Here is a 20,428-nt window from a genome sequence, read left to right on the forward strand (position 1 = left end):
CTGAAGCCAAACTTAAAGGCCATCATCCGCTGCGGGCAGGCTAGAGTCAGGTTAGCGCAAGACTGTCCTGTGTTTCTTTTGCAAGCGACTGCAAGAGGCGTATCGATGGCCCAGCACCTGCTTCCTGAACAACGCCAGCAGGCGACCCTGCACACCGTGGTACTGGCCACCGAGGTGCTACACCACGCCGGCGTGCCGCGCCCGAAGCTATTGGAGGGCAGCGGCATCGACGAGGCGGACCTGCTGACGCCGGAGAAGCTGATCACCCACGCGCAGGAACTGCGGGTCTTCGCCAACGCCCTGAACTGCCACCACGATCCGGCGCTGGGCCTCTACCTCGGCCTGCGGATGCATGTCTCGGCTTATGGCATCCTCGGTTACAGCATGCTCGCCAGCCGCACCCTGCGCGACGCGCTGCAACTGGCGCTGTCGTTCCCCGAGCTACTCGGCACCTACTTCCGCCTGGCGCTGACGCCGCAGGGCGACGAGGTCCACCTGACCGCCGACGGCTACCGCTACGCGCCGGAACTGACGGTGTTCAACACCGAGCTGTGCCTGACTTCGCTCCTGACGGTGATCCGCGACCTGCTCGGCGAGTCGGTGCGGCCTCGTCGGCTGCTGCTGGCGTATCGGCCGCCACTGCACGCAGAGACCTACACCGAGCGCCTGGGCTGCCCGGTGGATTTCGGCGCGCCCACCAGCGCGCTGTGCTTCAGCCCGGCACTGCTGGACCGGCCGTTGCCGCTGGCCGACCCGGTCAGCTGCCACAATGGCGTGCAGCAATGCCTGCGCATGAGCGGGATGCTCAGCGCCCGTGGCGACGTGCTCGACCAGTTGCGCCAGCATCTGGCAAGCCACCTGCAGGACACCGCCAGCCTGGACACCGTGGCGCGGCATCTGCACCGCTCCACCCGCACCCTGCGGCGCCACCTGCAGCAGCAGAACACCAGTTATCAACAGGTACTCGACGAGGTTCGCTTCGACCGCGCGCGGCAGCTGCTCAAGGACACCGACCTGCCGATCTACCTGATCGCCGAGCAGCTGGGCTACAGCGAGACGGCCAGCTTCCGGCATGCCTTCCAGCGCTGGAGCGGGGCGAGTCCGAGTTTGTATAGGGGCTGAGGATTCGGCCGGGAACACCCTCTCCCCCAGCTCTCTCCCTGAAGGGAGAGGGAGTGTCCGAGTGACTTTCGCGAGCAAGCTCGCTCCAACGAAAAGCTTGAGAAACGACATCCCGCTGACGCCCGAAATCCAGCATGGCAGATCGCATTTTCAACTTGGCCTGATTTATCCCTTATTGGCCTGATCTATCGTTCTGCGCATCCCGGCGCTTGGTCATTATCAATCCGCAGCTAGGTGAAACGGTCCTAGAAACCGTAAAACCTCAACAATAACAACTGCTTAACTGCATGGTACCAGCATGACCAGCGCGATCACCATCGAGCGGATATGCATGGAGTTCGGTACACCCGGACAAGGCCTCAAGGCCTTGGACGATGTGTCACTGGAAATCCGCGCCAACGAATTCTTCACCCTCCTCGGCCCATCGGGATGCGGCAAGACCACCTTGCTGCGACTGATCGCCGGCTTCGAACAACCCTCCTCCGGCAGCATTCGCCTTTACGGCGATGCGATGGAAGGCCTTCCCCCCTTCAAGCGCCCGGTCAATACCGTCTTCCAGAGCTACGCCCTGTTCCCCCACATGACCGTGGCCGAGAACATTGCCTTCGGCCTGGAAATGCAGGGCAAGCAACGCAGCGACATCGACGCCACGGTGCAGAAGATGCTCGACCTCGTGCGCCTGCCGGATGTCGGCAAGCGCCGCGCCGACCAGCTCTCCGGCGGCCAGCAACAGCGCATCGCCCTGGCCCGCGCTCTGGCCAGCCGGCCCAAGGTACTGCTGCTCGACGAATCGCTGTCCGCGCTGGACCTCAAGCTGCGCAAGGAAATGCAGATCGAGCTCAAGCGCCTGCAGCACGAAACCGGCATCACCTTCATCTTCGTCACCCACGACCAGGAAGAAGCGCTGACCATGTCCGACCGCATCGCGGTGATGAGCCGCGGCAAGGTCATGCAGATCGGCACGCCCACCGAAATCTACGAGGCACCGGTCAACCGACTGGTGGCCGACTTCATCGGCGAGACCAACTTCCTCGAGGGCGAATCCAGCGGCGACAGCGTGCGCCTGGCTGACGGCCAGCTGCTGCCGGCCGCCACCACCCTGCCCGGCAAGGTCACCCTGGCGATCCGCCCGGAGCGCACCGAGCTCGCGCAGGACGGCCAGCTCGAAGGCGTGGTGGAGAACATCGTCTACGTTGGCACCGACACCGTGTACCACCTCAATGTCGCCGGTCAGGGCGGCTTCCGGGTCCGTCAGCAGAACCGCGACGGCGCCCTTTCCACCCACGCGCCCGGCGCGCGGGTGCGGGTCCGCATTCCCGCCACCGCCATCCGGGTGCTGGCCGAATGAGTACACTGCGCGCACAAGCGGAACGAAAGTCGCTGTTCAATCGCCTGGCCCTGACCAGCCCGGCGATGATCATGCTGATCGTCTTCCTCGTCCTGCCGCTGGGCATCATGTTCGCCGTGTCGATCCAGGCACCGGGCGACTATGGCGGCGTGAAGTGGGGCCAGCACACCGTCGAGGCCTACATCAACTTCCTCTGGGAACGCGACCTGGACGACAGCCTGTCGTTCAACGCCGACTACCTGGGCATCTTCCAGCGCTCGTTCTGGCTGTCGATCCTGACCACCCTGGGCTGCGTGCTGATCGGCTTCCCCACCGCGCTGTACCTGGCGCTGCAGGACGAACGCCGGCGCAACCTGCTGCTGTTCCTGGTCACGGTGCCGTTCTGGACCAACCTGCTGGTGCGGGTCTACGCCTGGATGCTGCTGCTGCGCAACGGCGGGCTGATCGATGAGGGCCTGCACGGGCTGGGCTTCTCGGACGCCTCCCTAGGCATCCTCTACACCGATAACGCGGTGATCATCGGCCTGCTCTACACCTACCTGCCGTTCATGGTCCTGCCCATCTACACCAGCCTGGAGAAGATGGACTGGCGTCTGGTGGAAGCGGCCTTCGACCTGGGCGCCAACCGCTGGAAGGCCCTCAAGCGGATCATCATCCCGCTGGCCATGCCCGGCATCGTCGCCGGCTGCATCCTGGTGTTCATCCCTTCGCTGGGCAGTTACATCATTCCCGAGCTGCTCGGGGGCGGTAAGTCGCTGATGATCGGCAACCTGATCCAGCTGCAGTTCGGCACGGCGCACAACTGGCCATTCGGCGCGGCGCTGTCCTTCGCCCTGCTGGCCTTCGTGCTGCTGGCGATGATGATCTACAGCATGCGATTCAAACAGGGCGCGTCGGGAGGTCATCCATGAAGTCGGCCAACCCGCTCTGGCGGTTCACCGGGGTGCGGCCTGCCGCCTGGCTGTTCTTCGCCTTCCTCTATATCCCGATCTTCGTGCTGGTGGTGCTGAGCTTCAACAGCGGCCAGTCGGCCACGCTGTGGGAAAGCTTCAGCCTGAAGTGGTACTCGGTGGTGGCGGACGACCCGGAGATCCTTCGCGCCGCGAAGAACTCGCTGATCGTCGCGACCCTCGCCACCGTCGTCGCCACCACCCTGGCCACGCTCGCCGCACTGGGCATGCGCGGTCGCTCGTTCCGCGGGCAGACGCTGATGAGTGGCGTGCTGGGCCTGCCGCTGCTGGTGCCGGAGATCGTCACTGCCGTGGCGACCCTGATGTTCTTCGCCTTCATCGGCCTGAAGCTGTCGCTGTTCACCATCCTGCTGGCGCACATCGTGTTCTGCATACCCTTCGCCTACCTGCCGATCCGCGCCCGTCTCGAAGGCATGGACCCGCGGCTGGCGGAAGCGGCGGCGGACCTCTATGCCTCGCCGTGGAAGACCTTCTGGAAGGTGACCTTCCCCCTGCTGACGCCGGGGATCGTGTCGGGGGCGATGCTGGCGTTCATCATCTCGATGGACGACTTCGTCATCACCTACTTCGTCGCCGGCGCCGGGGCCACCACCCTGCCGGTGTACATCTTCAGCTCCATCCGAATGGGGATTTCCCCGAAGATCAACGCCATATCTTCAATAATACTGTTGATTTCCATCGCGTTCGTTGCGTTGTCGTACTACGTCGGCCAGCGTCGCCGCTGACCTCCTGCCGCCAATCAAAACAACATTGCAAGGAGCTTCACCGATGAAATTCCGCCGTACCCCCATCGCCCGCGCGCTCGTCGCCGCCAGCCTGTTGCTGGCCGGTAGCGCCCACGCCGACGGCACCCTGCACTTCGCCAACTGGTCCGACTACTTCCCGCCGGAACTCTTGAAGAAGTTCGAGAAGGACACCGGCATCCACGCCACCCTGGACTCCTACGACAGCAACGAAACCCTGCTGGCCAAGCTCAAGGCCGGCGGCGGCGCCTACGACGTGGTCGTGCCGTCGGACAGCTTCATCGAGATCTTCGTCAAGGAAGGCCTGCTGCAGAAGCTCGACAAGTCGCAGCTGCCGAACCTGGCGAACCTGAAAGACAAGTTCAAGACCCTGACCTACGACCCGGGCCACGACTACTCCGTGCCCTACCTGTGGGGCACCACCGGCTACAGCTACGACAGCGCCAAGGTGCCCGGCGGCAAGCTGGATGAAAGCTGGAAGCCGTTCTTCGAGCCGCCGGCCGAGCTGAAAGGCAAGGTGGTGGCGCTCAACTCCATCGAAGAACTGTACGCCCCGGCGTCCTACTACCTGGGCATCGACGAGTGCACCGAGGACCCGAAAGAGGCGGCGAAGATCCAGGACCTGCTGCTCAAGCAGAAACCGATGCTGGCCATGTACAACAGCGACGGCACCATCGAGCGCATGGCCGCCGGCGAAGTCTCCATGCACCAGCAATGGAACGGCGCCTTCCACCGCGCCCACGCCCAGCGCGCCAGCCTGGTCTACGTCTATCCCAAGGAAGGCGTGCGCCTGTTCATCGACAACCTGACCATTCCCAAGGACGCCACCAACATCAAGGAGGCCCACGCCTTCCTGAACTGGATGATGCAGCCTGAGAACATCGCCCTGGCCTCCAACTTCGCCAAGTACAACAACGCGATCGAAGGCTCGGACAAGTACATGGACAAGGAGCTGTTCGACGACCCGGCGATCAACACCCCGGCGGACAAGCTGGATCGCCTGAAGCCCTTCAAGCTGTGCTCGCCCAAGGCCCTGCAGCTGCGTTCCAAGGTCTGGACCAAGCTGAAGAAATGACCCGCAGGTCACCCGGCGCGGCGGTGCGCGCCGGGTGGTTCTGACAGCCAATTTGGCCATTTCGATCCCTTTTTGACCCTTTGCAGGGTTCTGCCCGGCACCCCCGGTTGCTAGAGTCGGGCGGCTCGCGCAGGGAGCGGCTGGAAAGGCGGCCAGCCCTTGCACCATCGCAGATGGCGCAGGGATTTCCCGAGGGAACGCGAGCGCGTTATCCACAAGAACAAATGCCCCGAGAACGCCCATGACCAGCTTTTGCGTCACCCTGCAGCAAACACCCTCATTCCTCGCGCGTCGTCAGCGCTGCGGCTGAGCCGCAACCCGACGACATCAGGACGGCCACCGAACGCCGCCCGCCCGCAAGCCATCATAAAAATCGCGAGGATTCCCCCATGGCCAGCCAACACAGCGCCAGCACTGCACACGCACAACAGAACACTCAACAAGGCTCCCCGGCCAACGCCGACGCCCGCCTGAAACGCGTCCTGGGCCTACCCGCCCTGGTCTTCTTCGGTCTGGTCTACATGGTCCCGCTGACCATGTTCACCACCTACGGCGTGGTCACCGAGATGACCGGCGGCCGCACAGCCACCGCCTACCTGATCACCCTGCTGGCGATGCTGTTCACCGCAGCCTCCTACAGCTTCATGGTGCGCAAGTACCCGATTTCCGGCTCTGCATACTCCTACACCAGCCTGAGCTTCGGCCCGGTGGTCGGCTTCCTGTCCGGCTGGTCGCTGCTGCTCGACTACCTGTTCCTGCCGATGATCAATTACCTGCTCATCGGCCTGTTCATGAACATCGCCTTCCCGGAAATCCCGGCATGGATGTTCGTGGTCGCCTCCATCGCCCTGGTCACCGTGCTCAACGTGGTCGGCATCAGCCAGGTCGCCGGCATGAGCAACGTGATCGTCGGCGCGCAGCTGGTGTTCATCGTGGTGTTCGTGATCATGTCGATCAAGAGCCTGGCCGGTGGCGCCGCCATCGACTTCAGCCTGCCCTTCGTCGGTGACGGTACCCAGCCCGGCTTCGCCCCGCTGATGGCCGGCGCCGCGGTGCTGTGCCTGTCGTTCCTGGGCTTCGACGCGGTCTCGACCATGGCCGAGGAAACCCGTGACGCCCGCCGCGACATCCCCCGCGCGATCATCATCACCACCGTCATCGCCGGCCTGATGTTCACCCTGCTGGCGATCATCAGCCAGCTGGTATTCCCCGGCAGCGTGTTCCAGAACGCCGACTCGGCAGCCAACGAAGTGATGCTCAAGGCCGGCGGCCAGTTCCTCGGCAACTTCTTCACCTCCGCCTACATCGCCGGCTGCATCGGCTCGGCGCTGGCGTCCCAGGCCTCGGTGTCGCGCATCATCTTCACCATGGGCCGTGACGGCATCCTGCCGCGCAGCCTGTTCGGTGTTCTGCACGCGCGCTTCCAGACCCCGGTCGTGGCGATCCTGGTGGTCTCCGCCGTGTCCCTGCTGGCGGTCGTGCTGGACCTGACCACCCTCGCCTCGATGATCAGCTTCGGCGCTCTGGTGGCCTTCTCCGTGGTCAACCTGGCGGTGATCCGCACCTACCTGGGCGTCGAGCGCCGCCGCGGGGCGAAGAACGTCCTGCTGTACGGGGCGATTCCGTTCATCGGCCTGTGCCTGACCCTGTGGCTGTGGACCAGCCTCTCGCAGCTGACGCTGGTCGTCGGCCTGAGCTGGTTCGCAGTCGGCTTCGCTTACCTGGCGGTGCATACCGGCGGCTTCCGTCGCAAGGCACCGAGCGTGAATTTCGAGGAAAACGCCTGACGGCAGAGCTACTAGAACCCAACGGGCGCCCGGAGGCGCCCTCAGGAGCGCGTGATGTTGACGATCTATACCGACGACCATCGCTTGCACCACGGTCAGCACGAGCTGATCGGCGGCCAGTTCACCCCCTGCTTCGAAAAGCCCAGCCGCGCCGACATGGTGCTGGACCGGGCCAAGGCGGTGAAGCTGGGCGACATCCAGGCCCCGCGTGACTTCGGCCTGGAACCCATCCTGAGGGTGCACAGCGAAGGCTTCGTGCGGTTCTTGCAGCACGCCTGGCGTGACTGGCTGGCCACCGGCCGGACCCACGACATGCTGCCGATCTGCTGGCCTACCCGCCGCCTGCGGCAGAAGGAACCGGACAGCATCGACGGCCGGCTGGGTTACTACAGCCTGGACGCCGGCGCTCCGATCACCGCCGGCACCTGGCAGGCGGTGCTCAGCTCGGTGAACGTGGCGATGACCGGCCAGGCCGAACTGGCCAAGGGCGCGCGCTCGGTGTTCTCGCTGTGCCGCCCGCCGGGTCACCACGCCTCGGCGGACTTCATGGGCGGCTACTGCTTCTTCAACAACGCGGCCATCGCCGCCCAGTCGATCCTCGACCAGGGCGCCAACCGCGTGGCCATCCTCGACGTCGACTACCACCACGGCAACGGCACCCAGGACATCTTCTACGACCGCGCCGACGTGCTGTTCACCTCGATCCACGGCGACCCGCGCTTCGAGTACCCCTACTTCCTCGGCTATGCCGACGAAAAGGGCCAGGGCGTGGGCGAAGGCTTCAACTTCAACTATCCGCTGGCCTCGGGCAGCGACTGGTCGGTGTGGAGCCTGGCGCTGCAGGCGGCGATCCGGCAGATCTCGGCGTACAAGCCGGACGTGCTGATCGTCTCCCTGGGCGTGGACACCTACAAGGAAGACCCGATCTCCCAGTTCAAGCTGGACAGCCCGGACTACCTGCGCATGGGCGAAGCCATCGGCAAGCTCGGCCTGCCGACCCTGTTCGTGATGGAGGGCGGTTACGCGGTGGAAGAGATCGGCATCAACGCGATCAACGTGCTGCAGGGCTTCGAAAGCATCGGTTGACGCCGCTCCTGCGGAACGCTGAAGACAAGAAAGCCGCACCGGGGTCCCCGGCGCGGCTTTTTTTGTGGCATTGGATTACTGAAGGATTTCCACGCGGTCCACGTCGATATCGGTGGCCTTCTGCTTGTGGTGGTCGACCTCACCGGTCAGGCGCACCTTGGTGTTCTCGGAGACCGAGGCACCGGCTGGCCAGTCGTCGTGGTCGATCTCGACCTGGATGCTGCCGGTGGCGTCCTTGAACTCGTAGTGCTCACCACCGATGCGCTTGGTGATCACGCCTTCCAGGACCACCGGGGTGTCATCAGCGGCAGACTGCGCCTGCTTGACGGTGGTGATCTGCGCGGCGGCGGCAACGGGCTTGGCGTCGCTGCCCGGACCGGTGTAGCCGGCAGCCAGGGTGATGGTGGAGAACAGGCCAGCGGCAGCGATCAGGGGGAGATGAGTTAGTTTCATGGATGAGCCTCCTGCGGCGTTTTCGATGGGTTCAGCTTAGGACCGGTGGCTGAAACCAGCCTGAATCCGGACTTAACCCAACCTTAAAGCCATCCGACCCGCACTCCCCCGCTCTGGATCAATCTGTTTTGACGGTCGCCTCGCGCTTGAACACGTAGAACAGGTCCGGCTCGCTGACCATGTAGATGGTGCCCTGCTCGTCGATGGCCACGCCCTCGGCGCGCGGGATACGATCGTCCAGGCCATTGAGCCCACCGAGCAGGCTGATGAAGCTGATCGGCTCGCCCTTCTCGTCCAGCTCCAGCAGCAGGTGCGACTCCGCCGACAGCACCAGGGTATGGCCGGTGCGCGGGTCGATGCTCAGCGCCGACACGTTGGTCATCAGCAGGTCACTGGGCAGGGGCTGCAGCGCACCGCTCAGGCTGGCCCCACCGTCGCTGGCGAGGCTGAACAGCGCCAGCGGATCACGCTCTTGCCCGAGCACCAGGCGATGCTGGCGAGGATCCCAGGCAATCCCCTCGATGCCCTTGTTCTTCTTGCCGCGCGGGCCGAGGTCGAAACTGGACAGTTTGGCGGTGCTCAGCTCGCGGGTCTGCGGGTCGACATGGAAGATGGTCAGGGAATTCTTGCGTTCGTCGGTCACGGCGATATTGCCGTTCTCCAGCACCGCAACGCCCTCGGGGTTCGACATGCCCAGCAACGGGATCACCCGCAGCACATCACCGGTAAGCGACAGCTCGGCCAGCAGCGGCTTCTTGCCGGTAACGGTGAACAGGGTGCGGGTCACCGGGTTGTAGGCCAGGTCGGAGGTTTCCTGCCCCTCGAGGCCACCCTTGAGCGGCTTGGCCTGAATCACTGCACGGTATCCGGGCAGCCAGACACTTTCCGAGCGCGCTTGGGCGCTGGTGTCCTGCTCGCGCAACCACAGGCGTGCACGATCATCCCAGTGGAAGCGGGACGTCAGGTAGCCGAGCACGATGAGAACGAACACAAGGGCCAGCAGCAGCCAGCGGGGGCGAAGGATGGACATGGTCATGACGACTCTTGTTGGTCAGCACGGCAAGGCATCCCGCAAGACGCGAAGGCCGCACAAACGGCGGCCTTCGGCGGGACAACGGTGTTAAAGCACGCGGCTTTCGAATCGGCTGGCGCCAGGAAGTTCCAGCACCACCTCACTGCCGCTCGTGAGCGGGCCGACGCCGACCGGGGTGCCGGTGGAGACCACGTCGCCCGGCTGCAGCGAGAAGTGCCCGCAGATGTGCTGGATCAGCGGCACGATAGGGTTGAGCATGTCGCGGCTGTTACCGTCCTGGCGGACTTCGCCGTCGATCACCAGGCGGATGCCGATGTCGGTCGGGTCCGGGAAATGGTCGGCGCTGACGAAGGGCGCCAGCACGAAGGCACCGTCGAAGGACTTGGCCAGCTCCCACGGCAGGCCCTTTTCCTTCAGCTTGGCCTGCACGTCGCGAAGGGTCAGGTCCAGCGCCGGGGCATAGCCGGAAATGGCGTCCAGCACTTCCTCGGTGCTCGGCTTGCGCGACAGCGGCTTACCGATCAGCACGGCGATTTCCGCCTCGTAGTGCACCGAGCCACGATCCTCCGGGATGGCAAAGCCACCGGCCTGCGACACGGTGCAGGAACCGGGCTTGATGAACAGCAGCGGCTCGGTCGGTACCGGGTTGTTCAGCTCCTTGGCATGCTCCGCGTAGTTGCGGCCGACGCAGACCACCTTGCCCAGGGTGAAATGGATCGGGGTGCCATCGACGTACTGATGCTGGTAACTCATGACCGACTCCTGAACGCATGGAAGAGATGTTCCGCGCGGGGCTCGTGATCCCGCGCAGTTGCCCGCATCCTGCCGGCGCACGCGCCACTTCCCGTGACGCTGACGTGCGAAGGGCCGGCCCCTCTATCCAAAGAACCGGCCCCTCTCTAATGCAGCGACTTAATCGGCGAAGATCTTGCCGGGGTTCATGATCCCGTTGGGATCGAACACCGCCTTGACCGCCTTCATGTAGCCGATTTCAGCCTCGGAGCGAGAGTAACCCAGGTAATCGCGCTTGGTCATGCCCACGCCGTGCTCGGCCGAGATGGAGCCGTTGTACTTCTGCACGGTCTCGAAGACCCACTTGTTGACGGTCGCGCACTTGGCGAAGAACTCGTCCTTGGTCAGGTTCTCGGGCTTGAGGATATTCAGGTGCAGGTTGCCGTCGCCGATGTGGCCGAACCAGACGACTTCGAAGTCGGGATAGTTGGCCGCGACGATATCGTCGATGTCCTTGAGGAAGGCCGGGACCTTGCCGACGGTGACGGAGATGTCGTTCTTGTAGGGCGTCCAGTGGGAGATGGTCTCGGAGATGTACTCGCGCAGCTTCCACAGGTTCTGCAGCTGCTGCTCGCTCTGGCTCATCACGCCATCGAGGACCCAGCCCTGCTCTACACAATGTTCGAAAGTCGCCAGCGCCTCGTTGGCCACTTCCTCGGTGCTCGCCTCGAATTCCAGCAGGGCATAGAACGGGCAGTCGGTCTCGAAGGCCGGCGGCACGTCGCCACGGGCCATGATCTTGGCCAGGGCCTTGTCGGAGAAGAACTCGAAGGCGGTCAGGTCCAGCTTGTTCTGGAAGGCGTGCAGCACCGGCATGATCGAATCGAAGTCCGGGGTGCCGAGGACCATCGCGGTGAGGTTCTTCGGCTGGCGCTCCAGGCGCATGGTGGCCTCGACCACGAAGCCCAGGGTGCCTTCGGCACCAATGAATAGCTGGCGCAAGTCATAGCCGGTGGCGTTCTTGATCAGGTCCTTGTTCAGTTCGAGCAGGTCGCCCTTGCCGGTGACGACCTTCATGCCGGCCACCCAATTGCGAGTCATGCCGTAGCGAATGACCTTGATACCGCCGGCATTGGTGCCGATGTTGCCGCCAATCTGGCTGGAACCCGACGACGCGAAGTCCACCGGATAATACAGGCCGTGCTCTTCGGCGAAGGTCTGCAGCTGCTTGGTGATCACGCCCGGCTGGCAGACCACGGTGCGGTCGAATTCGTTGAATTCCAGCACCTTGTTCATGTAGTCGAAGGCCACGACCACCTCGCCATTGGCGGCGACAGCGGCGGCGGATAGACCGGTGCGGCCGCCCGAGGGAACCAGCGCGATCTTGTGCTCATTGGCCCAGCGGACGATGGCCTGAACCTGCTCGGTGCTTTTGGGGAAGGCGATCGCCAGGGGCGCCGGGGCGAAATGCTTGGTCCAATCCTTGCCATAGGTGTCGAGGGAATCGGCGTCTGTCAGCAGCTTCCCAGCATCCAGCAGGGGCTTGAGCGATTCGATCAGGGCGTCGCGGGTCATTGGAGGAACTCTCAAATGGTTCATGGTCGTCCTGAGAACAGCTCAGGTCGCAACCGGGCAAGGAAAAGGGAGAACATGCTAGCATACGCACCCCACGCAGATCGCCACCTGGCGCCAAGCCTGGCACCGGCCGGTCCGGCCTGAGCTGTTCAATTTCTCGCCACATCCCGGGACTACAGGTTCAAAGCAGATGAGCAAGACTTCTCTCGACAAGAGCAAGATCAAATTCCTTCTCCTTGAAGGCGTGCACCAGAACGCCGTCGACACCCTCAAGGCGGCCGGCTACTCCAACATCGAGTACCTCAAGACCGCACTGTCCGGTGACGAGCTGAAGGAAAAGATTGCCGATGCCCACTTCATCGGTATCCGCTCCCGCACCCAGCTGACCGAAGAAGTCTTCGACGCTGCCAAGAAGCTGATCGCCGTCGGCTGCTTCTGCATCGGCACCAACCAGGTCGACCTGAACGCGGCCCGCGAGCGCGGCATCGCCGTGTTCAATGCGCCCTACTCCAACACCCGTTCGGTTGCCGAACTGGTGCTGGCCGAGGCCATCCTGCTGCTGCGCGGCATTCCGGAGAAGAACGCCTCCTGCCACCGCGGCGGCTGGATCAAGTCCGCTGCCAACTCCTTCGAGATCCGCGGCAAGAAGCTGGGCATCGTCGGCTACGGCTCGATCGGCACCCAGCTCTCGGTCCTGGCCGAAGCACTGGGCATGCAGGTGTTCTTCTACGACACCGTGACCAAGCTGCCGCTGGGTAACGCCCAGCAGGTCGGCAACCTGCACGAGCTGCTCGGCATGTCCGACATCGTCTCGCTGCACGTGCCGGAACTGCCGTCCACCCAGTGGATGATCGGCGAGAAGGAAATCCGCGCCATCAAGAAAGGCGGCATCCTGATCAACGCCGCCCGTGGCACCGTGGTCGAGCTGGACCACCTGGCCGCCGCGATCAAGGACGAGCACCTGATCGGCGCTGCCATCGACGTGTTCCCGGTCGAGCCCAAGTCCAACGACGACGAGTTCGAAAGCCCGCTGCGCGGCCTGGATCGCGTGATCCTGACCCCGCACATCGGCGGCTCCACCGCCGAAGCCCAGGCCAACATCGGCCTGGAAGTGGCCGAGAAGCTGGTCAAGTACAGCGACAACGGCACCTCGGTTTCTTCCGTCAACTTCCCGGAAGTGGCCCTGCCGTCGCACCCGGGCAAGCATCGCCTGCTGCACATCCACGAGAACATCCCGGGTGTGATGAGCGAGATCAACAAGGTGTTCGCCGACAACGGCATCAACATCTCCGGCCAGTACCTGCAGACCAACGACAAGGTCGGCTACGTGGTGATCGACGTCGACGCCGAGTACTCGGACCTGGCGCTGGAGAAGCTGCAGCACGTGAACGGCACCATCCGCAGCCGCGTCCTGTTCTAAGCGCTGCCGGTGACAAGAAAAAAGGAGGCCTTGGCCTCCTTTTTTCGTTTCTGTCTCCCAGCAACTCGATCCAGGGCCAAAGCCCCTCACCCCAGCCCTCTCCCAGAGGGAGAGGGAGCCGCTCGGATTTCCGGGGCAGTCTCGGCGTCAGCCGGCGAACACCAGAACATCAGCACACTCAGGACAGTCCCCTCTCCCTCCGGGAGAGGGTTAGGGTGAGGGCAAGCCCCCACGCCCAAGCCAATCGTCACTTCACATTGATGGTGATCTGCTGCGACTCCACCGGCGGGTCGAACGGCACGTGGTTCTTGTCGCCCACCAGCAGCTGCAGGGTGTGCTTGCCCGGCGGCAGGGTCACCTGGGTCTCGGTCTGGCCCTTGCCGAAGTGCTTGATCTGGTCGGTCATCGGCAGCGGCATGTTCATCGCCGGCTGCTCCTTGAGGTCGATCAGCAGGTGGTGGTGCCCGGTGGCCGGCGAATCCACGCCCGCCGGCGCGACGCCCATGCCCTTGAGGCCGAATTTGACGGTGAAGGTCTTGTCCACCGTGGCACCGTCGGCCGGCTCGATGAAGTACACCTTGGCGCCTTCCGGGGCCGGGGTGCGCGGGATTTCCGCGGCGATGGCGGAAGTACCGGCAAGCAGCGCGGCAAGACCGAGGCAAGGCAGCAGGGTTCTCATGTTCTTCTCCTTCTACGTGGAAATCGAAAAGGCGAAGGATCCGCTCAAGCCGGCCCGCGCCTTTACGCATGGAACGCACAAGCATAGGCGCCAGGGCGGCAGGCTCAAGGAAAATAGTGCGTCTTCGAGTGTCGGAAAGCGCTCTAGCCTCCGGCTTCCAGCCCGGCCAGGCAGACGGCGGCGGCGTCCAGTTCTTCCTCGCTGAACACCAACACGCCCATGCGCTTGAGCGCGGCGGCGGTAACGCCTTCGCCAGCAACCTTCTGGCCGCTGAAGCTGCCGTCGTAGTTCTCGCGGTTGCCACAGGAAGGGCTGCGCGCCTTGAGTACCGCCAGACGGATGTCGTGGCGGCGCACCAGCGCCATGGCCTCTTCGGCACCAAGCAGGAAGGCATCGCTGACGTCCTCGCCCTCCACCGTCATCACCGGGCGGGCGCGCTCCAGCACCGCCATGCCCTGACCGCCGGGGATCTCCGCCGGGGCGCGAGGCGTCGGCAAGCCGCCGGCGACTTCCGGGCACAACGCGACCACCCGCCCCTGGTCGAGCCAGCGTGACAGCAGGTCGAACGGCCCGTGCGCGCCGCCGTCGTAGCGGACGCGATGGCCAAGCAGGCAGCGGCTGACGAGAACCTTCTGCATAGGCGAATCACTCCCTTTTGGAAGGGGACAGACTAGCCGCTCACCGTTTGCCGGTCACGCCAGGTAACGCAACTTTCATCGGAGCGTCTGTCGCAACAGGTTTCCTGCCCGCCGAAAGTCGGGTCCTTGAGCGGCGTGCCGGTCGTCGGCGCACGCTCAGACCCGAGCCAAGCACAACCTTCGACGGGAACAGCCATCCGGCACTGGCTGCCAGGCAGGCCGCCACCCAGACTCGCGCATCGGCCAATCGCCATGGAGCCTCCGTCATGCCGCGTCTCTTGCTCTGCACCGCCACCTTCGCCGCGCTCTCCTGCCTGCCGCTGGCCTTCGCCGAACTCCGGGCGCTGGACAACGAGCACCTGGGCGCCGTCACCGGCCAGGACGGCATCAGCATCCGCGCCGACGTGCTCGCGCACATGGACAGCGTGGCGTGGAAAGACGACGGCGGCAGCGTCTCGCTGCGCAACGTGTTCATCGACAACGGATGCGTGGGTGCCGGCGATTGCCCCGACGGGCGTGGCGGCAGCCTGCCCTACGGGCCCGCGCAGTTGGGCCTGAGCCTACCGATCTTCGGCATTGAACAGCCGACCCTGCAGGTGGACGTAGTGCAGGGCGCTGGCGGGCAGCAGCAACTGGCGCTGACCCTGCCCGACCTGACCACCATCAACCAGCAGCTCAATGCCAGCGGGCTGCCGTCGCAGACCATCCGTTTGCGCGTGGCCGGCGATCTCTATGTGGGTGGAGGCAAGCTGGGGAGCATCGAAGTGCGCGACATCCAGGACATCAGCGGTACCCTGAAGATCTGGGGCCACTGACGCATTCGGCGTTCAGCGCGCGGCATCGCCACGGCGGCGGAACCAGCCGGTGAGCGACAGGCGCTCACGGGTGGCCGGCAGCACCTCGTGGGGAAAGTCGCCGGAGAGGAACACCACCAGCCGGCCGGCCAGCGGCGGCAGATCCAGTATCCGTTCGTCGGGGAGGTACATCCGCAGCTCGCCGCCCTGCGTCACCGGCCAGTCGCGGTTGAGGTAGAACACGGCGGAGAGGGTGCGGCGGTCGTCGTCGCGGAAGCGGTCCAGGTGCTTCTGGTAGAACGCCCCAGGCGGATAGAGCGCGAAGTGCCCCTCGAAGTCTTCCAGGCCCAGGTACAGCGAGCGATTGATCTGCTGGCGCAGCGCGTCCAGTGCACCCAGGTAAAGGTCGCAGGCCTCGGACTGGCCGGGCTCCAGCCACTGGATACGATCGCCGCGAATGCCCTCGCGCACGGCCTGCCCGTCGCCCCGGCCGATGGCGGCGGAGGCCAGCTTGCCGGCCGCGTCGCGGGCACGGCATTCCGTCGCCAGCTGGGCAACCAGGGCATCGGGAAGGAAGGCGTCCTGCTGCGACCAGCCCTTCTCGGCGAGGTCGTCAACGATGCTTTGCAGGAGGGGAGAGACGGCGTCGAAGCACATCGCGCATTGTAACGTCCGGCGCTAGTGTCTCGACAAGCGGGGCAAGCCTTGCCGACAATAGCCCCCGGCGAGCGAACCCTGCCGCCCAAAAGGAGTTGCAATGCGCGTACTGCTGGCCCTCACCCTTCTTGTACTGGGCATGCCTGCCCTGGCCGACAACTACCAGCGCCTGTACCAGGCCGCCGGCTGGCCGGAACAGCGAGCGCACTTCAATGACGCCCTGCATGCCGCGCAGAAGCGCTACCAGGGCAACCTGCCGCCAGCGCTGTACCAGACGCTGGTGGACAACAGCAACCAGCGTTTCGCCCCCGCCGACATCGATCAGCGCGCTCTCAACGGCCTACGCCAGAACCTGCCCGACAGCACGGCGGCGGTGAACTTCTTCGAGTCGCCACTGGGCCGCAAGGTGGCCGGTGCCGAGACCCTGGCCACGCGCAGCGACCAATTGCAGAAATACGCCAATGGCCTGCCACGCCAGCAGGCCAGCGATGCGCGCAAGCAGATCATCCATCGCCTGAGCCAGATCCTGCCGGCCCGCGAAGCTGGCGCCGAAGTCAGCCTGGCGCTGGCCAGCGTGGCCGCCGACAGCCTCAGCCAGATGCTTCCCGGCCTGCTCGGTGGCGGCAGCGCCCAGGGCATGCTCGAAGGCCAGCGGCAGAAGCTGATGAGCCAGATCGGCGCCGATCTCGACAACACACTGCTGTACGTCTATCGCGGCCTTAGCGACGCCGAGCTGGGCCAGTTCGCCGACTTCAGCGAGTCGCCGGCAGGCCGCGATTACTACCGCGCCGCCCTGGCTGCCCTTAAGGCTGGATTAGCGGTGTCGTCCAACGGACAGTGATCGGAAATCACCTACGGACCTTGCGGACCACTCCGAGGAACACCTCCCCTAGAATGGCACCCGCTGTACAGAGGGTGGCGCCTGAGGATCATGGCGCAAGGAGTGAAGGACACACCCTCGACTACAGCGGCTCTCTTCCCCGCAGTCCCCGCTACGCCATCCGCTCACTGAGAAAATCAAAATAACGCCGGCGCAGCGTCTCGCTCTCGTTCGCCAGGTGGTGCCGCGCGCCGGTGAGCAGCAGGCATTCGATCTTCTCGAACTTGTCCTCCAGCACCTTCAGGTTGTAGCGCCAGTCCACCGTCTCGTCGGCATCGCCCTGCACCACCAGCAGGCTCTGCACCCCGTGGCCGGCCGCCTCGATGCGCGGAATCCAGCGCGCCAGCGCACCAACCCAGGCCGTGGGCAGAATCTTCGGCTGCAGCGGATCGCGATCGCGCAGGAAAGAAAGGAATTCGGCGTCGTTGGAGTTCTCGCTGAAACGTCGCGGGATCGAGTCCACGAAGGGCCGCAGCATCTGGTAGCTGAACTTCGACCAGCCCCAGGCCCGTGGACGCACCAGCGGCGCCAGCAGGATGGTGCGGCCCAGCTCTGGGCGCGGTGCGCCGGTGAGCAGGTAGTCCAGCAGGATCGCCCCGCCGGTGCTCTGCCCACAGAGATGCCAGGGTTGCGGCAGGTCCAGCTCCTGGGCCTGGCCCAGCAACGCGCCCAGCACCACCTGGTATTCGGCAAAGTCGCCGATGCTGGCGGCGGCCCCGCCCGACAGGCCGTGCCCCGGCAGGTCGCAGGCCAGCACCGCGAAGCCCATGCCCAGCGCCCAGTCGATCACGTGGCGGTACAGGCCCATGTGGTCGTAGTAGCCGTGCAGCAGCACGACGGTTCCTCGCGCCAGCACCGGTCGCCAGTACTGCGCGGCGATCTGGTAGCCGCCGGCCTCGAAGGTGCCCAGCCGACTCTGCAGGCCGGGATGACGGGCGTGCAGGTCCAGGCCGTAGAAATGCTGGTACAACGCGATGCCAACCTCGTTCGCCTCTGCGGTCAGAGGTCGCAGCAGGGGGCGCAGCAGATCGGGCTGGAAGGCTTCAGGCATGGGCGTTTCGCTTCTGGCAGGCGGGTGACGAAGGGAGCGCGTGCAGCAGCGGGATATTCTGCCGCGCTCGCCCCCGTGGCAAGCTTGTCGGCTATCTTACCGACTCTGTCACTGGTCGCCGCCATGTCCTCACGCCGAAAATCGTTGCTCACCTGGCTGATCGCCGCGCTCTGCCTGGGAGCGCTGCTTGCCACCTACTGGTGGTACGAGAATCGCTTCATCCGCCCGTTCAGCCACCAGCCGCAACTGTTTTCCGGCGACCACCTGATGCTGCCCGCGCAGCTGGCCGGCCCCGGCAAGATCCGCCTGGTGCACTTCTGGGACCCGGCCTGCCCGTGCAACGTCGGCAACCAGCAGCACCTCGCCGAGCTGATCCAGCGCTTTGGCCCGCAGGGCGTGGAGTTCTTCGCCGTGCAGAAGCCCGGGAGCCGCGGCCACCTGCCGGACACGCTGAACGCCATGCGCGCGCTGGACTCGCTGCCCGGTGCCGAGCAGTTGCCCGCCAGCCCCGCCGTGGCGATCTGGGACGCCCAGGGCAAGCTGGCTTACTTCGGCCCCTACAGCGAAGGTGCGGTGTGCACCTCCGGCAACAGCTTCATCGAGCCGATCCTCGACGCCCTGGTGGGCGGCCGCCAGGTGAACGCGACGCACACCCTGGCCGTGGGCTGCTATTGCCCCTGGGATGGCGCAAAGCACTGAGCCGCATCAACGAAGCCAATGGCCAATCCGTGACTACACTTGGTTCGCCGGCCCATGAGGGGCCGATCGCCACCAAGGAGCTTTTCGCATGCGTCTTCCTTCCGCCCTCGCCTTCTGCGCCGTTCTCTCCACCGGGCTAGTGCTGCCCCTGGCCGCCCACGCCGAAGATGCACCCAGCAGCAAACAGGTGATGGAGCAACACAAGCAGGCCATCAACAACCGCATCGCCGACATCGACTACAAGCGCAAGCGCATCGTCGAAGCCAACATGAAGCTCACCCCGCAGGAAACCGAGAAGTTCTGGCCGATCTACAACAGCTACCGCACCGAGGCGGACAAACTGAGCAAGCAGACCCTGGCGATCATCATCGACTACGCCAACAGCTATAACACTGGCTCGGTGAGCAACGACGAGTCGGCCAAACTGCAGAAGCAGGTGCTGGAGTTGCAGGACGACCGCCAGGAGCTGAAAGAGAAGTACCTCAAGCGCATCGCCAAGGAAGTCTCGCCACAGCGCGCCCTGCGCTTCCTGCAGATCGAAGACCAGCTTGATGCCATGGCGCTGCTGGAAGTCAGCCGCGAAATCCCGCTGGCCGAGTAACCATCAGCCTTCGGTGCCGCCCTGCAGGCGCTGGCGATAGCGCTCGGGCGGCACCGAGTACCAGCGCTTGAACGCGCGATAGAACGGCGACAGCTCTGCAAAACCACAGGCCCGCGCCACCTCGCGGATAGCCTCGCCCTGTTCCAGAAGCTGCGCGGCACGCTGCCGGCGCACCTCTTCCCGCACCTCCCTGAAGGTCTGCGCCCGGCTCGCCAGGTTGCGCTGCAGCAGCCCCGGCCGCACGCCGAGTTCGCGGGCGCAACTTTGCAGAGTGCACTCCTCCTCCCCCAACCGTATTGCGATCAGGTAGCGCAGGCGATTGAGCAGGTCGTTCTCGTCCAGCGTGCCCAGCTGTTCCCGCGCGTGCTCGGTGAGCAATCGGTGCAGCACCGGGTTGCCAGTACGTGAAGGCCGAGACATCTGGGCGCGATCGAACAGCAAGGCGTCATTGGGCTTGCCAAAGCTCGGCGTGAGGCCGAACAGCCGCCGGTGCTCGCTCAGCCGACGCGGCTGCGGATGGCGGAACTCGATGGCCTGGACGCGGAATTCATCGTCGGTGATCAGCGCCAGCAGCTTGAGGAACAGCAGCATCAGGCACTCCATCTGCTGGCGCAGGTTGCTGGTGCCCAGATAGTTGAGGTCGAGGATCAGCCGCACCTGCTCGCCCTCCTCGCGCATCTGCGCGGCAAAGCCCCCGGAGAGGATGTGCTGGAAGCGCAGGAAACTGTGCAGCGCCTCGCGCAGGTCGCTGCTGGCCATCAGCAGGTAGCCGACCACGTCCAGCAGACGCGGCTTCATCGCCTCGCCCAGGTGCAGGCCGATATCGGCGTCGCCGGTAATTTCGTCAAGCATCGTCCAGAACAATGGAGCGTCGTCATGCACCAGACGGCCACTCTGCGCCGGCGGCGGCAGGCGCACCTTCTGCAGGGCCTGGCGGTAGATATCGGTGGGGTCGAAGCCCAGCACCGAGAGCGCCTCGTACAACTGGCGGCGCAGGGTGGCGGACTGGGTCAGCGCCGGGGTGGCGGGGAAGTTCAGCTCGGGGGCGGCCATGGTCACTCCTGGGATTGACCGGAGAATTCCA

At 64.8% G+C, this 20,428-nt stretch carries 21 protein-coding genes; 12 read left to right on the forward strand and 9 right to left on the reverse strand.

All coding sequences use genetic code 11. The features are described 5' to 3' along the window. Nucleotides 1–105 precede the first annotated feature (105 nt). From IB274_RS17555 to IB274_RS17585, 7 genes are all read left to right on the forward strand, one after another. On the forward strand, nt 106–1,122 hold the full coding sequence (locus tag IB274_RS17555) for an AraC family transcriptional regulator (RefSeq protein ID WP_192433222.1): 1,017 nt from the start codon (nt 106–108) through the stop codon (nt 1,120–1,122). A gap of 298 nt (nt 1,123–1,420) precedes the next feature. After that, the gene (locus IB274_RS17560) at nt 1,421–2,470 is read left to right on the forward strand and encodes an ABC transporter ATP-binding protein (RefSeq protein ID WP_192433224.1); all 1,050 of its coding nucleotides are present in this window, start codon (nt 1,421–1,423) and stop codon (nt 2,468–2,470) included. After that, nucleotides 2,467–3,381, forward strand: a complete 915-nt coding sequence (locus IB274_RS17565) for an ABC transporter permease (protein ID WP_192433226.1) — start codon at nt 2,467–2,469, stop codon at nt 3,379–3,381. The genes IB274_RS17560 and IB274_RS17565 overlap by 4 nt, the downstream gene beginning before the upstream one ends. Continuing rightward, nucleotides 3,378–4,166, forward strand: coding sequence for an ABC transporter permease (locus IB274_RS17570; RefSeq protein WP_045215587.1), 789 nt, complete (start codon nt 3,378–3,380; stop codon nt 4,164–4,166). Before IB274_RS17565 ends, IB274_RS17570 begins: the two co-directional genes overlap by 4 nt. A 43-nt stretch (nt 4,167–4,209) precedes the next feature. Continuing rightward, a complete protein-coding gene (locus IB274_RS17575; RefSeq protein ID WP_081515260.1) occupies nt 4,210–5,259 on the forward strand; it encodes an extracellular solute-binding protein in 1,050 nt (349 codons plus the stop codon). A 389-nt stretch (nt 5,260–5,648) separates the two neighbouring features. Continuing rightward, the gene (locus tag IB274_RS17580) at nt 5,649–7,046 is read left to right on the forward strand and encodes an APC family permease (protein ID WP_192433227.1); all 1,398 of its coding nucleotides are present in this window, start codon (nt 5,649–5,651) and stop codon (nt 7,044–7,046) included. A 54-nt stretch (nt 7,047–7,100) separates the two neighbouring features. Then, nucleotides 7,101–8,132 carry a histone deacetylase family protein gene (locus IB274_RS17585; RefSeq protein ID WP_017520827.1) on the forward strand — a complete coding sequence of 344 codons (1,032 nt, stop codon included), beginning with the start codon at nt 7,101–7,103 and terminating at the stop codon, nt 8,130–8,132. Nucleotides 8,133–8,207: 75 nt separating this feature from the next. Here IB274_RS17585 and IB274_RS17590 read toward each other — a convergent pair whose 3' ends face one another. The 4 genes from IB274_RS17590 to IB274_RS17605 form a co-directional block, all read right to left on the reverse strand. After that, nucleotides 8,208–8,585 carry a NirD/YgiW/YdeI family stress tolerance protein gene (locus IB274_RS17590; RefSeq protein WP_192433228.1) on the reverse strand — a complete coding sequence of 126 codons (378 nt, stop codon included), beginning with the start codon at nt 8,583–8,585 and terminating at the stop codon, nt 8,208–8,210. A gap of 118 nt (nt 8,586–8,703) precedes the next feature. Further along, a complete protein-coding gene (locus IB274_RS17595) occupies nt 8,704–9,621 on the reverse strand; it encodes an SdiA-regulated domain-containing protein (RefSeq protein WP_192433230.1) in 918 nt (305 codons plus the stop codon). Nucleotides 9,622–9,705: 84 nt separating this feature from the next. Further along, a complete protein-coding gene (locus IB274_RS17600; protein WP_081515255.1) occupies nt 9,706–10,371 on the reverse strand; it encodes a fumarylacetoacetate hydrolase family protein in 666 nt (221 codons plus the stop codon). Between the two features lie 159 nt (nt 10,372–10,530). Beyond that, nucleotides 10,531–11,925: an FAD-binding oxidoreductase gene (locus IB274_RS17605; protein ID WP_192433232.1), complete on the reverse strand. Its 1,395-nt coding sequence runs from the start codon at nt 11,923–11,925 to the stop codon at nt 10,531–10,533. Between the two features lie 190 nt (nt 11,926–12,115). Here IB274_RS17605 and serA point away from each other — a divergent pair, with 190 nt between their 5' ends. After that, nucleotides 12,116–13,345, forward strand: a complete 1,230-nt coding sequence (gene serA, locus IB274_RS17610) for a phosphoglycerate dehydrogenase (protein WP_045215566.1) — start codon at nt 12,116–12,118, stop codon at nt 13,343–13,345. 247 nt (nt 13,346–13,592) lie between these two features. Here serA and IB274_RS17615 read toward each other — a convergent pair whose 3' ends face one another. Both IB274_RS17615 and IB274_RS17620 read right to left on the reverse strand, forming a co-directional pair. Next, a complete protein-coding gene (locus IB274_RS17615; protein ID WP_192433234.1) occupies nt 13,593–14,024 on the reverse strand; it encodes a DUF4399 domain-containing protein in 432 nt (143 codons plus the stop codon). 143 nt (nt 14,025–14,167) lie between these two features. After that, nucleotides 14,168–14,662 carry a DUF523 domain-containing protein gene (locus IB274_RS17620; protein ID WP_045215561.1) on the reverse strand — a complete coding sequence of 165 codons (495 nt, stop codon included), beginning with the start codon at nt 14,660–14,662 and terminating at the stop codon, nt 14,168–14,170. 266 nt (nt 14,663–14,928) lie between these two features. On the opposite strand from IB274_RS17620, the gene IB274_RS17625 reads away from it, so the two are divergent. Beyond that, nucleotides 14,929–15,477: a DUF6160 family protein gene (locus tag IB274_RS17625; RefSeq protein WP_192433236.1), complete on the forward strand. Its 549-nt coding sequence runs from the start codon at nt 14,929–14,931 to the stop codon at nt 15,475–15,477. A gap of 12 nt (nt 15,478–15,489) precedes the next feature. Here the strand turns inward: IB274_RS17625 and IB274_RS17630 are convergent, their stop codons facing one another. Then, on the reverse strand, nt 15,490–16,113 hold the full coding sequence (locus IB274_RS17630) for a 2OG-Fe(II) oxygenase (RefSeq protein ID WP_192433238.1): 624 nt from the start codon (nt 16,111–16,113) through the stop codon (nt 15,490–15,492). Nucleotides 16,114–16,213: 100 nt separating this feature from the next. Between IB274_RS17630 and IB274_RS17635 the strand changes: the two genes are divergently transcribed. Next, on the forward strand, nt 16,214–16,954 hold the full coding sequence (locus tag IB274_RS17635) for a hypothetical protein (RefSeq protein ID WP_192433240.1): 741 nt from the start codon (nt 16,214–16,216) through the stop codon (nt 16,952–16,954). A 151-nt stretch (nt 16,955–17,105) separates the two neighbouring features. Here the strand turns inward: IB274_RS17635 and IB274_RS17640 are convergent, their stop codons facing one another. Next, on the reverse strand, nt 17,106–18,044 hold the full coding sequence (locus IB274_RS17640; protein ID WP_192433242.1) for an alpha/beta hydrolase: 939 nt from the start codon (nt 18,042–18,044) through the stop codon (nt 17,106–17,108). A gap of 123 nt (nt 18,045–18,167) precedes the next feature. Between IB274_RS17640 and IB274_RS17645 the strand changes: the two genes are divergently transcribed. Next, nucleotides 18,168–18,743, forward strand: a complete 576-nt coding sequence (locus IB274_RS17645) for a DUF6436 domain-containing protein (protein ID WP_138213745.1) — start codon at nt 18,168–18,170, stop codon at nt 18,741–18,743. Between the two features lie 88 nt (nt 18,744–18,831). After that, complete coding sequence (locus tag IB274_RS17650) at nt 18,832–19,344, forward strand: transcriptional regulator (protein WP_192433244.1); 513 nt, start codon at nt 18,832–18,834, stop codon at nt 19,342–19,344. Between the two features lie 3 nt (nt 19,345–19,347). On the opposite strand, the gene IB274_RS17655 is transcribed toward IB274_RS17650, so the two are convergent. Further along, a complete protein-coding gene (locus IB274_RS17655) occupies nt 19,348–20,397 on the reverse strand; it encodes an AraC family transcriptional regulator (protein WP_192433246.1) in 1,050 nt (349 codons plus the stop codon). Between the last annotated feature and the right edge of the window lie 31 nt (nt 20,398–20,428).

It is taken from the genome of Pseudomonas sp. PDM18 (assembly GCF_014852585.1).
Lineage (GTDB): Bacteria > Pseudomonadota > Gammaproteobacteria > Pseudomonadales > Pseudomonadaceae > Pseudomonas.

Bases quoted from the DNA above. Each gene is read 5' to 3' on its own strand.
- IB274_RS17555 (WP_192433222.1), top strand. From the start codon at position 106: ATGGCCCAGCACCTGCTTCCTGAACAACGCCAGCAGGCGACCCTGCAC.
- IB274_RS17560 (WP_192433224.1), top strand. From the start codon at position 1,421: ATGACCAGCGCGATCACCATCGAGCGGATATGCATGGAGTTCGGTACA.
- IB274_RS17565 (WP_192433226.1), top strand. From the start codon at position 2,467: ATGAGTACACTGCGCGCACAAGCGGAACGAAAGTCGCTGTTCAATCGC.
- IB274_RS17570 (WP_045215587.1), top strand. From the start codon at position 3,378: ATGAAGTCGGCCAACCCGCTCTGGCGGTTCACCGGGGTGCGGCCTGCC.
- IB274_RS17575 (WP_081515260.1), top strand. From the start codon at position 4,210: ATGAAATTCCGCCGTACCCCCATCGCCCGCGCGCTCGTCGCCGCCAGC.
- IB274_RS17580 (WP_192433227.1), top strand. From the start codon at position 5,649: ATGGCCAGCCAACACAGCGCCAGCACTGCACACGCACAACAGAACACT.
- IB274_RS17585 (WP_017520827.1), top strand. From the start codon at position 7,101: ATGTTGACGATCTATACCGACGACCATCGCTTGCACCACGGTCAGCAC.
- IB274_RS17590 (WP_192433228.1), bottom strand. From the start codon at position 8,585: ATGAAACTAACTCATCTCCCCCTGATCGCTGCCGCTGGCCTGTTCTCC.
- IB274_RS17595 (WP_192433230.1), bottom strand. From the start codon at position 9,621: ATGACCATGTCCATCCTTCGCCCCCGCTGGCTGCTGCTGGCCCTTGTG.
- IB274_RS17600 (WP_081515255.1), bottom strand. From the start codon at position 10,371: ATGAGTTACCAGCATCAGTACGTCGATGGCACCCCGATCCATTTCACC.
- IB274_RS17605 (WP_192433232.1), bottom strand. From the start codon at position 11,925: ATGACCCGCGACGCCCTGATCGAATCGCTCAAGCCCCTGCTGGATGCT.
- serA (WP_045215566.1), top strand. From the start codon at position 12,116: ATGAGCAAGACTTCTCTCGACAAGAGCAAGATCAAATTCCTTCTCCTT.
- IB274_RS17615 (WP_192433234.1), bottom strand. From the start codon at position 14,024: ATGAGAACCCTGCTGCCTTGCCTCGGTCTTGCCGCGCTGCTTGCCGGT.
- IB274_RS17620 (WP_045215561.1), bottom strand. From the start codon at position 14,662: ATGCAGAAGGTTCTCGTCAGCCGCTGCCTGCTTGGCCATCGCGTCCGC.
- IB274_RS17625 (WP_192433236.1), top strand. From the start codon at position 14,929: ATGCCGCGTCTCTTGCTCTGCACCGCCACCTTCGCCGCGCTCTCCTGC.
- IB274_RS17630 (WP_192433238.1), bottom strand. From the start codon at position 16,113: ATGTGCTTCGACGCCGTCTCTCCCCTCCTGCAAAGCATCGTTGACGAC.
- IB274_RS17635 (WP_192433240.1), top strand. From the start codon at position 16,214: ATGCGCGTACTGCTGGCCCTCACCCTTCTTGTACTGGGCATGCCTGCC.
- IB274_RS17640 (WP_192433242.1), bottom strand. From the start codon at position 18,044: ATGCCTGAAGCCTTCCAGCCCGATCTGCTGCGCCCCCTGCTGCGACCT.
- IB274_RS17645 (WP_138213745.1), top strand. From the start codon at position 18,168: ATGTCCTCACGCCGAAAATCGTTGCTCACCTGGCTGATCGCCGCGCTC.
- IB274_RS17650 (WP_192433244.1), top strand. From the start codon at position 18,832: ATGCGTCTTCCTTCCGCCCTCGCCTTCTGCGCCGTTCTCTCCACCGGG.
- IB274_RS17655 (WP_192433246.1), bottom strand. From the start codon at position 20,397: ATGGCCGCCCCCGAGCTGAACTTCCCCGCCACCCCGGCGCTGACCCAG.